A 13,565-nucleotide genomic window follows, 5' to 3' on the forward strand; every position below is an offset into this window, starting at 1 on the left:
CCCCTCTTTTTCCCCTCATTCTCGGAGTTTCCCACACAGGTGGGATGTTTTGAGGTGGCTAAGAGGTGCCGATGGAACGTCCGCTGAAAATGGTCTGCCGCAACGTGTGGAAGCTCTACGGGCCAGATCCCGCTGCATTCCTGCGGGCCAATCCAGCCCCTACGAACGAACAGTTGCGCGAGGTCGGCATGATCGGCGCGGTGCGTGCGGCGAACGTGCAGATTGGCGAAGGCGAGATTTTCGTGATCATGGGCCTGTCCGGGTCCGGCAAATCGACGCTGGTGCGGTGCCTGTCGCGACTGATCGAACCGACCGGCGGCGAAATACTGTTCGACGGCGAGGATCTGCTGGCGATGTCCGAGCAGGAGCTGATCCAGCTGCGCCGCAAGAAGATCGGCATGGTGTTCCAGAATTTCGCCCTTCTGCCGCACCTGACCGTTTTGCAAAATGTCGCCTTTCCGCTCGATGTGCAGGGTGTGCCACGCGCGACCCGCGAGGCGCGCGCGCATGAAATGATCGAGACCGTCGGCCTGAAGGGCCGCGAGAACTACTTTCCCCGCCAGTTGTCAGGTGGACAGCAACAGCGCGTGGGCATTGCCCGCTCGCTGGTGGTGGAGCCGGAGATCTGGTTCCTGGACGAGCCCTTTTCAGCGCTCGACCCGCTGATCCGCCGCGAGATGCAGGACGAGTTTCTGCGCCTTCAAGGGCTGCTGAAGAAAACCATCGTCTTTATCACCCACGACTTCGACGAAGCGATCCGTCTGGCCGACCGGATTGCGGTGATGAAGGACGGGCGCATCGTGCAGACCGCGACGCCAGAGGAACTGGTGATGAACCCCGCCACCGATTACGTTGCCGAGTTCACCCATCACATACCGCGCGGCAAGGTCCTGAGCCTGCGCAGCATCATGTCACCGGGCACGGGTGACGGCCCCTATGCTGGCGATCTGAAATCGACCGACCGCGTCGCGGACGTGGCCGACCGCATCGAGGCTGCGGACCACCCGCACCGCGTGTTGGACGATAGCGGCACGCCCATCGGCACGGTGGACGGGCGCGCGGTGATCGACGTTCTGATCGGACGGAGGGCCTCAGAGTGAACTGGCGCCGCCTGATTTCGCCGCATGCGCTGTTCTGGTGGGGGCTGCTGGCGGTCACATGGATTCTCTCGACGACCTCCTTTCAGCTCTACAAGGCGCTTGATGCGCGGTGGATCATCCGCTTTCCCAAGGCGTGGGAAATGCCCATGGAATCGTGGATTTCCGACGCGATGCGCTGGCTGCTGGAAGACGCGACATTCGGCCTATTCACGTTTCGGGAATTCACCCGGTTCATTTCCGCAATCATCGAAGTGCCCTACGATGTGGCCCGTGCGGCACTGGCCGACGGGTTCGTGCAGGGCCAGGGCAGCAACGCGGTCGAGATCGCGCCGCCGCTCAGCTGGATCGCGATCATCGTCATCATGATCGTGCTGGGTCGGGTGGCCAAGGACTGGACACTGGCGCTGCTGGTCGGGGCCTGCTTCCTATACCTCGCGATGTTTGGCCAATGGGACAGCGCGATGGTCACGCTGGCGTCGGTGGTCATTGCGGTGCCCATCGGTGTCATTGGCGGGCTGGCGCTCGGTATCCTCAGCTTTCGCATACCCTGGGTCGAACGCGCGCTGCGCCCCATCCTTGACCTGATGCAGACGGTGCCGGTCTTTGCCTATCTCGTTCCGATCCTCTTCCTGTTCGGCTTTGGCCCGGTTGCCGCACTTGTCGCCACGATCATCTACGCCATGCCACCGATGGTCCGCGTCTCTACCGTGGCGCTGCAAACGGTCCCCGCCGAAGTGGTCGAGGCCGGCAAGATGGCCGGCTGTACCCGGCGCCAGATGATGTGGAAGGTGTTGGTGCCTTCGGCCGCACCGACACTGATGGTGGGGGTCAACCAGGTGATCATGCTGACTCTCAACATGGTGATCATCGCGTCGATGATCGGCGCGGGCGGGCTGGGCTTTGACGTGCTCAGCGCGCTCAGACGGCTGGATATCGGCGGCGGCATCGAGGCCGGGCTTGCCATCGTGGTCATGGCCATCGCGCTTGACCGTGTGAGCCAGGCTTTCAGCACGCGCCTGCCCGACGAGGTCATGGGCCGCGACCTGAGCTATGTGCAGCGCCATCCGTGGTTTACCACCGTCTTTGTCGTGGTTGTGCTGACCTATATTGCGGGCCTCTTTGCCCCCGCGGTGCAGGACTATCCCGAGGCCGCGACGCTGACCACTTCGGCATTCTGGGAAGATGCGATGCGCTATGTCAACGTGACCTTCTTTGACACGTTCGAAGCGATCAAGGATGTCTTTCTCTCCTATCTTCTGCTGCCGGTGAAACGCTTCTTTACGGGCATACCATGGGCCTGGGGCATCATCGCTGCGGGCCTTGCTGCGGCCAAGGTCGGCGGTTGGCGGCTGGGCGTGATGGCGGCACTGATGACCACGTTCATCGCGGCAACCGGGCTGTGGACCAAGGCGATGATCACGATCTACCTGTGCGGTGTGTCAGTCTTTATCGCCTATGCGATTGGCGTGCCCCTTGGTATCTGGGCGGGCCAGAACGCGCGGGCGAACCGCTGGGTCGGCGCATTCATCGACACGCTGCAAACGCTGCCCAGTTTCGTCTACCTGATCCCGGTGGTGATGCTGTTTCGCGTCGGCGATTTCTCGGCGATGATCGCGGTGGTGCTCTATGCCCTCGCCCCCGCTGTGCGCTACGCAGCCCACGGCATCCGCGCGATCGAGCCGCAGATGATCGAGGCCGGTCTGGTCTCGGGCTGCACGCGCCGACAGCTCTTGTGGCGGGTCAAGCTGCCGCTGGCGGCGCCCTCGCTGCTGCTGGGGCTGAACCAGACGATCATGCTGGCGCTGTCGATGCTGGTGATCACCGCCTTGGTCGGCACCCGCGATCTGGGGCAAGAGGTCTATATCGCGCTGACCAAGGCCAATACCGGCCAGGGCATCGTCGCGGGCCTCAGCGTGGCGTTCATCGCGATCATTGCTGACCGGATCGTGTCGGCCATGGCGCGCCATTCAAAGGAAAGGCTGGGACTCGCATGACACCTGAGCAGGCACTTGATATCGCACGCGGTTTGAGCTGCTGGAGCGCGCCCAGCAATGTCGCACCGCTGGATGGCGGCATAACCAATCACAATATCCGCGTGACCGACGGGGGCCGCGATTACGTGGTGCGGCTGGGCGAGGATATTCCCGAGCATGGCATCATGCGCTGGCACGAACTGGCACTCAGCCGCGCCGCCGAGGCCGCCGGACTTTCACCCGCGGTGCACCATGCCGAACCCGGCGTGCTGGTGCTCGACTTCGTCCCCGGCACCGCGCTGACCGAGAAGGATCTGCATGATCCGGACACGCTGATGGCCGCCACGGAGCTGATCGCGCGCCTTCATTGCAGGATGCCCGGCCACCTGCGCGGTCCGATCCTCAGCTTCTGGGTGTTCCATATCCTGCGCGACTATGCGGCCACACTGACGGAACGCGGCTCGCGCCATGCAGCCGCCCTGCCCGCCCTGCTGGAGCAGGCGGCGCTGCTGGAGCGCGCCGTGGGCCATGTGAAACTGGTGCTGGGCCATAACGACCTGCTGCCCGCCAACCTGCTGCGCGCGGATGATGGCGCGCTCTGGGTCATTGATTGGGAATATGGCGGTTTCAATTCGCCACTATTCGATCTGGGCGGGCTGGCCAGCAATTGCGCCCTGCCCCGCGACGCCGAAGAGGCGATGCTGACCCACTATTATCGCGCCCCGCCAGACGAGACGCTGTGGCGACGCTACGACGCGATGAAATGCGCCTCGCTCTTGCGCGAAACCATGTGGTCGATGATCTCCGAACTGACCTCGACGCTAGATTTCGACTACGCCGAATACACCGATAAAAACCTCGACCGATATGCAGGCGCATTTGCCGCCTTCACTGCCCAAGGATGCCAGCCATGACTGATTTTCCAACCTCGGCCCAAGCCGTCATCGTAGGCGGCGGTATCGTCGGCTGCTCTACCGCCTATCACCTCTCGCGCCTTGGCTGGGATGTGGTGCTGCTTGAGCGCAAGAAGCTGACATCCGGCACCACCTTTCACGCCGCGGGGCTGGTCGGGCAATTGAGGTCGTCTGCCAACATAACCCAATTGCTGGGGTATTCGGTCGAACTCTACAAGAAACTGGAGGCCGAGACCGGACAGGCGACCGGCTGGAAGATGAATGGCGGTCTGCGCCTTGCCTGCAACGAAGAGCGCTGGACCGAGGTCAAGCGACAAGCCACGACCGCCCATTCCTTCGGGCTGGAAATGGAACTTCTGACGCCGAAAGAGGCGCAGGATCTGTGGCCGCTGATGCAGGTGGATGATGTGGTCGGCGCGGCCTTCATGCCCACGGACGGACAGGCCAACCCGTCGGACATCACCCTGTCGCTGGCCAAGGGCGCACGCATGGGCGGCGCGCAGATATTCGAGGATACCAAGGTCACGAAGGTGATCGTCGAAAAGGGCGTGATCAAGGGCGTCGAGACCGAAAAGGGTCGCATTGATTGCGGCGTGGTCATTGCCTGTTGCGGGCAATGGACCCGCGCCTTTGCCAAGACCGTCGGTGTGAACGTGCCCTTGGTGTCGGTCGAGCACCAGTACATGGTGACCGAGCCGATCGACGGTGTCACATCCGACATGCCCACGCTGCGCGATCCTGACCGCCTGACCTACTACAAGGAAGAAGTTGGCGGGCTGGTCATGGGCGGCTACGAGAAGAACCCGATCATGTGGGCGCAGGACGGCATCCCCAAGGGTTTCCACTATACCCTGCTCGACAGTAATTTCGATCATTTCGAACAGCTAATGGAGCTGTCCTTGGGCCGCGTACCGGCGCTGGAGACCGCCGGGATCAAGACGCTGACCAACGGGCCAGAGAGTTTCACCCCCGATGGCAATTTCATCCTCGGCGAGGCACCGGAGCTGCGCAATTTCTACGTCGGCGCGGGATTCAACGCCTTCGGCATCGCAGCAGGTGGCGGAGCCGGCATGGCGCTGGCCGAATGGGTCGCCAAGGCCGCGCCGCCCTACGACCTGTGGTCGGTCGATATTCGCCGCTTCGGCGCGCCGCATTTCGATACCGACTGGATCCGTGCCCGCACCTACGAGGCCTATGGCAAGCATTACACGATGGCCTGGCCCAGCGAGGAGCATGACAGCGGCCGTCCCTGCCGCAAATCGCCGCTTTATGAAATCCTCAAGGCCCAAGGTGCGGTATTCGGAGAGAAGCTCGGCTGGGAACGCCCCAACTGGTACGCCGACACCGAGGCGGGCGAGGAACAGCACGATATCTACACGTTCGAGCGTCCGAACTGGCACAAGGCCGTCGCGCGAGAGCACAAGGCCGCGCGCGAGGCGGCGGTGCTGTTTGACCAGACTTCCTTTGCCAAATTCGTGCTCAAGGGCCCGGATGCCGAGGACGCGCTGAGCTGGATCGCGGCCAATGACGTGACCGGCCCCATCGGCACGCTGACCTATACCCAGATGCTGAACGATGCGGGCGGGATCGAATGCGACCTGACCGTCGTGCGCCGCGCCGAGGATGAATATTACATCGTCACCGGCACCGGCTTTGCCACACATGATTTCGACCATATCGCGCGCAACATCCCCGAGGGCATGAACGCCCAGCTTTTCGATGTGACATCGGCCTACGCGGTGCTGTCGCTTTTTGGGCCGCGAGCGCGCGACATCCTGCAATCGGTGACACGCAGCGATGTCAGCAACGAGGCGTTTCCCTTTGGCACCGCGCAGACCATTGGCATTGCCGGGTGCCCGGTGAACGCACTGCGCGTGACCTATGTCGGCGAGTTGGGCTGGGAATTGCATCTGCCGGTCGAATACGCCGTGACCGTCTACGAAGCACTGCATCGCGCCGGGGCCGAACACGGGCTGCGCAACGCTGGCTACCGCGCGCTGGAAACCTTGCGACTAGAAAAGGGATATCGCGCATGGTCGTCCGATATCGGCCCTGACCACACCCCGGACGAGGCCGGGCTGGGCTGGGCGGTGAAGCTGAAGAAGAACACCGATTTCAAGGGCCGCGCGGCGGTCGAGGCGCAGCGCGCCCGCGGTGTGACCAAGCGCATGACCACCTTTACCGCCGCCCCGGACGTGATCCTGTCGGGCCGCGAAACCATCTACCGCAACGGGGTGCGCGTCGGCTGGCTCAGCTCTGCGGGCTACGGCCACGCGCTGGGCCAATCCATCGGCATGGGCTATGTGCGCAACCCCGAGGGCGTCAGCCGCGACTATGTTCTGGAAGGCACCTACGAATTGGAAGTGGCCACGGAACGGGTGCCGGCCACGGCACATCTGACGCCGCTCTACGACCCGAAAATGGCAAAGGTGAAGTGCTGAGGCGGGGGACTTCCACTCCCTCACGATAAGGCCCGGCCCGGTTGATACGGGCCGGTTCCGTCCTCCGTGGTTCGCGCTGTGCTACTCTGCCTTGTCGTCCATCGCGGGCGGCTTCAGAGCGTACAGGAAGGCGTAAATATCCGTCGCTTCCTCTTGCTTGCGAACCTTGAAGGCCATCTTGCTGCGCGCCTTGCTGTCATCCAGCGTCTCGCGCAACCACCCGGTCGGGTCCTGCACGTAGGTCACGAACTCCTCTTCGTCCCATAGATTGCCCGTTTCAGAGACTGCCGACAGTGATTTGCCATACCGGAAACCCGCTTGTGATCCGATGGCGCGTCCGGCGATGCCATAGAGGTTCGGCCCGTTGCGCGCGTTGCGCCCGGCCAGCACTTCGCCCGCGTCATCCCGGACCACGTGACAGGCGATGCATTGCCGGTTGAACAGCGTCTCCCCCGCTTCAGCATCGCCCGATGGTGCCACCATTTCAGCGGCCTCTTGGTTCTCGGCAAAGGCGGGCACGGCCAGCATCAGCGCGGCCGCGGTGGCGATAAACTTGTTCATGGGAGTCTCCGGTTACATTGCGTGTCAGGCGCCTTGTTCGCGTCATGGAACAGAATAGCTTGCCGGGCGCGCGCTTCCAGCGCTTCTCGTCAAAAATTTGCGCAGCGTCGGGGTGTCATTCCGGCCCCGATGCCGCCACCGGGCGGCTTTTGCCACAGCCGGAAGGCACCGGCAAACCAGATAAAGGCATCTACCCCTTTCGGGAAATTGCGGCCTGTCGGGGGCTGCGCGAAACTGGCAGGCACACCCGCCCTCTCGAAAGGAGCCTGCCATGACCGCCGCAACCAAATCAGATATCTGGACCGCCGACCGCGACCACCTGCTGCACCCCTATACCGATTTCTCGACATTCCACGAGGAAGGCAGTCAGATCATCGAGAGCGCAAGCGGCATGCACGTCATCGACAGCGACGGCAACAAGCTGCTGGACGGGATCGGCGGGCTTTGGTGCGTCAATATCGGCCACGGGCGGAAGGAGATGGCCGACGCCATCGCCGCCCAGGTGATGAAGATGCAGTATTACAACCCCTTCGGCCATTCGACCAACGTGCCCGCCTCGATGCTGGGCGCCAAGCTGGCCGAACTTGCGCCGGGCGATCTGAACCATGTCTATTACACCTGTGGCGGCTCTACCGCGAATGACGCTGCGATCCGGCTGGTGCATTTCTACTTTGACCAGTTGGGCCAGCACCGCAAGAAGAAGATCATCAGCCGCCAGAATGCCTATCACGGTGCCACCTATGTGGCCGCGTCGCTGACCGGCATCCACGGCACCAAGATGGGATTCGACCGGATCGGTGAGGATTTCATCCACCATGTCAGCGCCGCCAACCTCTATGAGAAACCCGATGGCTGGTCGGATGCAGAGTATTGCGATTACCTCGTGCGCGAATTCGATGCCCGCATTCAGCAGCTCGGCCCCGATAACGTCGCTGCATTCATCGCCGAACCGATCATGGGAGCTGGCGGCGTTCTGGTGGCGCCCGAGGGCTATCATCGCCGGATGTGGGAGGTCTGCCAGAAATACGACATGCTTTATATCGCCGACGAGGTCGTGACCGCCTTTGGCCGTCTCGGTGAATGGTTCGCCTCTGAAGCGCTCTATGACTACCAGCCCGATATCATGGTCTGCGCCAAAGGGCTGAGTTCGGGCTATATCCCGCTGGGGGCCACCCTGCTCAGCACCCGCGTTTACGATGTGATCGCGCAGCCGCAATGCGAGGGCGGCGTGCTGTCGATGGGTCTGACCTATTTCGGCCACCCCGTGGCCTGCGCTGCAGCGCTCAAGAACATCGAGATCATGGAGCGCGAGAACCTGCTGGATCACGTCAAGGAGGTCGGGCCCTACCTGCAGGAAAGCGCCAAGTCGCTGATGAACCTGCCCATCGTCGGCGATGTGCGCGGCAGCCACCTGATGCTGGGTGTCGATCTGGTAAAGGACAAGGGCACCAAGGAGCCGATTGGCGACGGCGTGGGCGAGAAGATATTCCAGGGCTGCCTGAAGCGCGGCGTGATCGTGCGCCCCGTCGGTGACCGGATGATCGTCTCGCCGCCTTTGATCATCACCAAGGAAGAATGCGATGAGATCGTCGCGGCCATCAGCGGTGCGATCAAGGACCATCTGGCAGAGGCGAACGTCTGATGCGCCCAATCACCATTGCCGCCACACAGATGGCCTGTAGCTGGGACATCGACGACAACATTGCGCGCGCCGAACGACTTGTGCGGGCCGCCGTCGCGGATGGCGCGCAGATGATCCTGCTACAGGAGTTGTTCGAGACCCCGTATTTCTGCCTGACGCAGGATATGGATCATTTCAGCCTGGCCAAACCCATGGACAGCAGCCGCGTCGTGGCGCATTTCGCGGCTTTGGCGCGCGAGCTGGGCGTGGTGCTGCCGATTTCCTATTTCGAGGAAGCCGGCCTTGCGCGCTACAATTCGCTGGCGATCGCCGACGCGGATGGCACGATCCTGACCAACTATCGCAAGACACATATCCCGCAGGCGCCGGGCTATGAGGAGAAATTCTATTTTAATCCGGGCGATTCCGGTTTTCAGGTGGTACAGACGCGGTTTGGCCGCCTGGGCTGTGGCATCTGCTGGGATCAGTGGTTTCCCGAAACCGCGCGCAGCCTGGCGTTGCAAGGGGCCGAAGTGCTGATGTTTCCCACGGCCATCGGATCCGAGCCGGGCAGTCCCGATCTTGACAGTTCCGGCCACTGGCGGCGCACGATGCAGGGTCATGCGGCGGCCAACATGATCCCGTTGGTCGCATCGAACCGCGTGGGGGTGGAAACCGCCGGGGACGTGTCGATGACCTTTTACGGTACGTCCTTCATCGCGGGCTACACCGGCGAGATCCTGACCGACGCTGACCGCACGCAAGAGACGCACCTGACCGCGACCGTGGATCTGGACGCAGCGGCAGCCTATCGCGGCAGTTGGGGTGTTTTTCGTGACCGGCGGCCCGAAACCTACAGCGCGCTGCGCACGCTCGACGGGCAAACAATACGCGCCTGATATCGGTTGTGGATTGCCGGGCGGCGGCGGATACCGCTGCCCGTGCAAAAAAGAGCGCCCGTAGACTGGTCTGTGCATTGCGTAGTTCAAGTGAGCGATTTCGAAATGTGGGACGGTAAGCGGTGCTTCGAGTCCGGGATTTCCGGACGCCGCAGCACTCGCGCAGACTTTAGTCAGCTTGTGGGTACGCCATGCCCCCCCTTATTGCAGCCTTCCAAGAAAGCAGATTATGTCATGGCCGTTACCACGAAACGCAAAGGACTGGCTCTCGCGAATGCCTGACCTGATCCATCCCGCACCCGATCAGACATTCGCGCGCTGGCGCGGGGGGATGATGAAGGTCGGCCTGTCCCTCCTGATCCTCTTTGCCCTGCCCGCACCGGCCCCGGCACAGGACGAATGGAGCCAACGCAAATGCGATCTCTACAAACTGGCATTTCATGATGCGCTCGCGGCGCAAGGCACCACGGGGCTGAGGCCCGAGTTTCTTGGCGCCAATGATGCCTTCATCGCCTCTGGATGCCTGACGCAAGGGACGGTCTGCGCACGAACAGGTGCCGAAATAGCACTCGCCGATCTATTGACTGTCATGACGATGAACGAAGGCATGGCCAGCACTTTTGTGCCGTTCGCGTGCCGCGAGGGGTCCGCGCCGGACTGAGGCCCGCCCTATCCTTCGGCCAAGGACGCCTGCGCGCAGAGCCAGTCCCACAGTACCCGCACGCTCTGGCGGTGCAGGGTCCGTTCCAGTGCCACCAGATGGAACACCCGCTCGGATTCGAGAACATGCGCGCCCACCTGCCGCAGCCGCCCATCCGCCAGCCGGTCCTTGGCCAGCACCGGATTGCCAAGGAACACGCCCAGACCCTGCGCCGCCGCGTCCAGCGCCATGGCGTGATCGTCAAAATTCAACCCGGCGCTGATATCCGCGCGCTCCACCCCGGCAGCGTCGAACCAGCGTTGCCAGTCATCGGGGCTTTCGTCATGCACCAGCGGCACCGTTTCAGGCGACCGGGCAAAGGCCGCATCAAGCTCCGGGGCCGCCATAGGTGCCCGATCATCACGCAGGAAGGGCACGGCACGCGCGCCGACTTCCTGTGCCGGTGTCAGGCGGATGGCGATGTCAATCTCCGCCTCGCTCAGGTCCATTTCCGTATCCAGCGTTGCCAACCACGGCTCTATGCCGGGATGGGCAGCACGGAATGCAGGCAAACGTGGCAAAAACCAGCCACGCGCAATCGCGGGCGGCATCAGAACCACGACCGAGCCGGGCTTGGTATAAGCGGCCAGACGGCGCACGCCCTGACGGACAGTTTCCAGCGCTGCGGCACTGGTGCCCAGCAGATCGCGTCCGGCATCGGTCAGCTCCACCCGCCGCCCGGTCCGCAAGAACAGCGGCTGCCCCAGATGTCCCTCCAACGTGCGGATCTGGTGGCTTATCGCCGACTGGGTGACGTTCAACTCATCTGCTGCCAGGCTGAAACTGCCCAGCCGCGCGGCGGCCTCGAATCCGACCAGTGCACCAAGCGGCGGCAGGCGCCGATAAGGGTTAGGCATTACTTTTCCTCATCCAAACCCGTAGAATTCCGCGTTTGTCCATGACGGTATCTCATTGATAAGCTCTGAGCCAACAGAATTCAGCGCCGAGGAGCCCCAGATGACCACGCCAAAATCCCAAGGCTACGCCATGCCGCCCGAATGGGCCCCGCACGCCCGCACATGGATGATGTGGCCCTGCCGCGAGATTGTCTGGGACGATATGGAGGCCACCCGCCGCAGCTATGCCGACGTGGCGCACGCTATCGCCCGGCACGAGCCGTTGACGATGCTGGTGCGCGCGCAGGACATGGCGCAGGCCCGCGACCTTCTGGGCAGCGATATCGAGTTGCTGGAAAGCCCCATCGACGACAGTTGGTGCCGCGATGCGGGCCCGTGTTTCCTGCGCAATGCCAAGGGCGACAAGGCGGGGGTGAATTTCCGCTTCAACGCATGGGGTGGCAAATATGACCCCTTTGATGGTGACGATGCCGCCGCCCGCGCGATCCTGACCGCTGCCGGGGTGCCGATCTTTGACAGCCCGCTGATTGCCGAAGGCGGCGGCGTCAATGTCGACGGGCGCGGCACGATCCTGACCACCGAGACCTGCTTTCCCAATGCGAACCGCAATCCGGACTGGAGCCGCGACAGGATCGAGGCCGAACTGATGGAGATGCTGGGCGGCACGAAGGTGATCTGGCTGCCCGGCAGCTATCTGGAGGTCGAGACCAACGGCCATGTGGATGGCATCGCCGCCTTCATGGCGCCCGGTCTGGTGCTGATGGAGGGGCCAACAGACGAGGGCAACGCCTGGGATCAGATCAACGCCGACAACATCGCCGCGATGCAGGGCCAGACGGATGCGACAGGCGCGCCGATCACCATCCGCACGGTGCCGCCAGCGGTGGGTGATTTCCCGCATCCCGACATGTTCTGTTGCTCTTACGTGAATTCCTATCTGTGCAACGGCGCGGTCATCATGCCGGAATACGGCGTGCGCGAGGACGACATCGCGGCCGAGCTGTTTCAGGATTTCTTTCCCGACAGGACCATCGAGCGGGTGAATATCGATGCCATCGCCATCGGCGGCGGGGGTATCCACTGCATCACCCAGCAGGAACCGGCCTGAGAGTCAGCTAGAGGGACCGCCGAAGTCAGATTTCGCTGTCCGGCGCCGGTGGTGTCAGACCTCTGCCATCCGGGCCGATACCCAGTTGTGGAAATCGTGGATCGCGAATTCCTGCGGCATCAGGCGCGCCGCCTGAAATTTCATGCAGCGCAGCCCGCGCTGGTTGATCTCGCAGGCGGCGCTGTCCTGCATCAGCACGGTGGTGGCAAAGCCGGTCACGGCCTCCAGGTCGAAATCGGCGCGCGCCAGCGTGGCGGGCGGAAACAGCCATTCGGCACGCAATCGCGTCTGCTCTGGCCCCAGAGGGGTCAGCGACACGGTGCGCACATAATCGACATGCGCCACGATATACATCGTGGGGTATAGCGTAACGAAAGTGTGGCCACGCTCGCGTTCTTCTTCAGTCAGGTTGGAAAATTCCGGACCACAAGGCGCGCCGGTCTGCGTCCAGCTGCGCGCACCGGATTTCAGCGCCGGTTGCGCCCCGCCCCCGGCGGCGACGCGTGCGCGTTCCTCTGCAGACATGATGCCCTGCCGGTAGACCGGCACCAGATCGCTCAGTTCCGGGTGGACGCCGGGACAGTGCAGGCATTCATTGTAGTTCTCCCAGAACACCTTCCAGTTACAGGCCATGTGCTTTTCCAGAACATGACCGACGGCCAGATCCTCCATCGGCCAGTTGTCGAGCACGTCCAGCCCCATGTCCGGGGCGAATTCCGGCGGGGCGTCGGCAAGGCAGATGTAAACGAACCCGTTCCACTGTTTCAGATGCACCGGGAACAGCCCGTGCGCGGCGCGCTCAAAATCCGCCGTCGGCGTGGCATAGCCGGTCGAGACCAGCCGCCCCGCCGTGTCATAGGCCCATGCGTGATAGGGGCATTTGATCAGCTTGCCGTTAAAGCTCTCCTGCTCGGCCTGACAGAGCGCCGCACCCCGGTGGCGACAGGTATTGTGAAACGCGCGCAGCGCGCCGTCCGCGTCGCGCAGCAGAAGGATGCTCTGGCCCGCGACTTCGATTCGACGCAATGTGTTTTCGGGCTGCTGGTCGTGACGACCCGCATAGACCCATTGCCGCGCCCAGATCGCAGCACTTTCGCGCGCATGCCAGTCCGCATCATAATAGGCTCGCGCGGGCAGCCCTTCGGGGCAGTGATCCAGCAAGGGCGAGTCCGGGGTCAGGTCGGCGTTCATCTGGCCTCCTTGGGCGACTGCCCGCGGGTCTGCACCGCGCTGTGGCGCAGATCGGGCACGGCAGAATGCTAAACCGGCACCCGGCATCTTACCAAGTCAAATTCGCAGGCGCAGGTGCGCTGCCCGGGTGAATTTGCCATTGCGCTTGAAGCCCAGCTTGGGCAAGCATCCTGCCGGGGGATGCCAGCGCCACACTGCCC

At 63.0% G+C, this 13,565-nt stretch carries 11 protein-coding genes; 8 read left to right on the forward strand and 3 right to left on the reverse strand.

The genetic code is table 11. The features are described from left to right. The first annotated feature begins 71 nt into the window (after window positions 1-71). Genes O3306_RS09405 through O3306_RS09420 form a run of 4 tightly spaced genes read left to right on the forward strand, consistent with a single transcriptional unit; the run spans window position 72 to window position 6,428 of the window. Window positions 72-1,100: a quaternary amine ABC transporter ATP-binding protein gene (locus O3306_RS09405; RefSeq protein ID WP_272006164.1), complete on the forward strand. Its 1,029-nt coding sequence runs from the start codon at window positions 72-74 to the stop codon at window positions 1,098-1,100. Next, on the forward strand, window positions 1,097-3,094 hold the full coding sequence (locus tag O3306_RS09410) for an ABC transporter permease (RefSeq protein ID WP_272006167.1): 1,998 nt from the start codon (window positions 1,097-1,099) through the stop codon (window positions 3,092-3,094). The genes O3306_RS09405 and O3306_RS09410 overlap by 4 nt, the downstream gene beginning before the upstream one ends. Beyond that, window positions 3,091-3,987 carry a phosphotransferase gene (locus tag O3306_RS09415; protein ID WP_272006169.1) on the forward strand — a complete coding sequence of 299 codons (897 nt, stop codon included), beginning with the start codon at window positions 3,091-3,093 and terminating at the stop codon, window positions 3,985-3,987. Before O3306_RS09410 ends, O3306_RS09415 begins: the two co-directional genes overlap by 4 nt. Then, window positions 3,984-6,428 (forward strand): GcvT family protein, encoded by a 2,445-nt coding sequence (locus O3306_RS09420; protein ID WP_272006171.1) that lies wholly within the window; start codon window positions 3,984-3,986, stop codon window positions 6,426-6,428. The genes O3306_RS09415 and O3306_RS09420 overlap by 4 nt, the downstream gene beginning before the upstream one ends. Before the next feature lie 81 nt (window positions 6,429-6,509). Here O3306_RS09420 and O3306_RS09425 read toward each other — a convergent pair whose 3' ends face one another. Beyond that, window positions 6,510-6,989 carry a c-type cytochrome gene (locus tag O3306_RS09425; RefSeq protein WP_272006174.1) on the reverse strand — a complete coding sequence of 160 codons (480 nt, stop codon included), beginning with the start codon at window positions 6,987-6,989 and terminating at the stop codon, window positions 6,510-6,512. Between the two features lie 271 nt (window positions 6,990-7,260). Here O3306_RS09425 and O3306_RS09430 point away from each other — a divergent pair, with 271 nt between their 5' ends. The 3 genes from O3306_RS09430 to O3306_RS09440 all read left to right on the forward strand — a co-directional run bounded on the left by O3306_RS09430 (window position 7,261) and on the right by O3306_RS09440 (window position 10,170). Beyond that, the gene (locus O3306_RS09430; protein ID WP_272006177.1) at window positions 7,261-8,631 is read left to right on the forward strand and encodes an aminotransferase; all 1,371 of its coding nucleotides are present in this window, start codon (window positions 7,261-7,263) and stop codon (window positions 8,629-8,631) included. Beyond that, window positions 8,631-9,509: an N-carbamoylputrescine amidase gene (aguB, locus tag O3306_RS09435; RefSeq protein WP_272006179.1), complete on the forward strand. Its 879-nt coding sequence runs from the start codon at window positions 8,631-8,633 to the stop codon at window positions 9,507-9,509. Before O3306_RS09430 ends, aguB begins: the two co-directional genes overlap by 1 nt. Window positions 9,510-9,783: 274 nt before the next feature. After that, window positions 9,784-10,170 (forward strand): hypothetical protein, encoded by a 387-nt coding sequence (locus O3306_RS09440; RefSeq protein ID WP_272006180.1) that lies wholly within the window; start codon window positions 9,784-9,786, stop codon window positions 10,168-10,170. A gap of 8 nt (window positions 10,171-10,178) precedes the next feature. On the opposite strand, the gene O3306_RS09445 is transcribed toward O3306_RS09440, so the two are convergent. Further along, complete coding sequence (locus O3306_RS09445) at window positions 10,179-11,066, reverse strand: LysR family transcriptional regulator (protein WP_272006183.1); 888 nt, start codon at window positions 11,064-11,066, stop codon at window positions 10,179-10,181. A gap of 100 nt (window positions 11,067-11,166) precedes the next feature. Between O3306_RS09445 and O3306_RS09450 the strand changes: the two genes are divergently transcribed. Next, window positions 11,167-12,174 carry an agmatine deiminase family protein gene (locus O3306_RS09450; protein WP_272006186.1) on the forward strand — a complete coding sequence of 336 codons (1,008 nt, stop codon included), beginning with the start codon at window positions 11,167-11,169 and terminating at the stop codon, window positions 12,172-12,174. 54 nt (window positions 12,175-12,228) lie between these two features. Here the strand turns inward: O3306_RS09450 and O3306_RS09455 are convergent, their stop codons facing one another. Next, the gene (locus tag O3306_RS09455; protein WP_272006188.1) at window positions 12,229-13,365 is read right to left on the reverse strand and encodes an aromatic ring-hydroxylating oxygenase subunit alpha; all 1,137 of its coding nucleotides are present in this window, start codon (window positions 13,363-13,365) and stop codon (window positions 12,229-12,231) included. Between the last annotated feature and the right edge of the window lie 200 nt (window positions 13,366-13,565).

This window comes from Roseovarius sp. ZX-A-9 (assembly GCF_028369135.1).
Classification (GTDB): domain Bacteria; phylum Pseudomonadota; class Alphaproteobacteria; order Rhodobacterales; family Rhodobacteraceae; genus Roseovarius.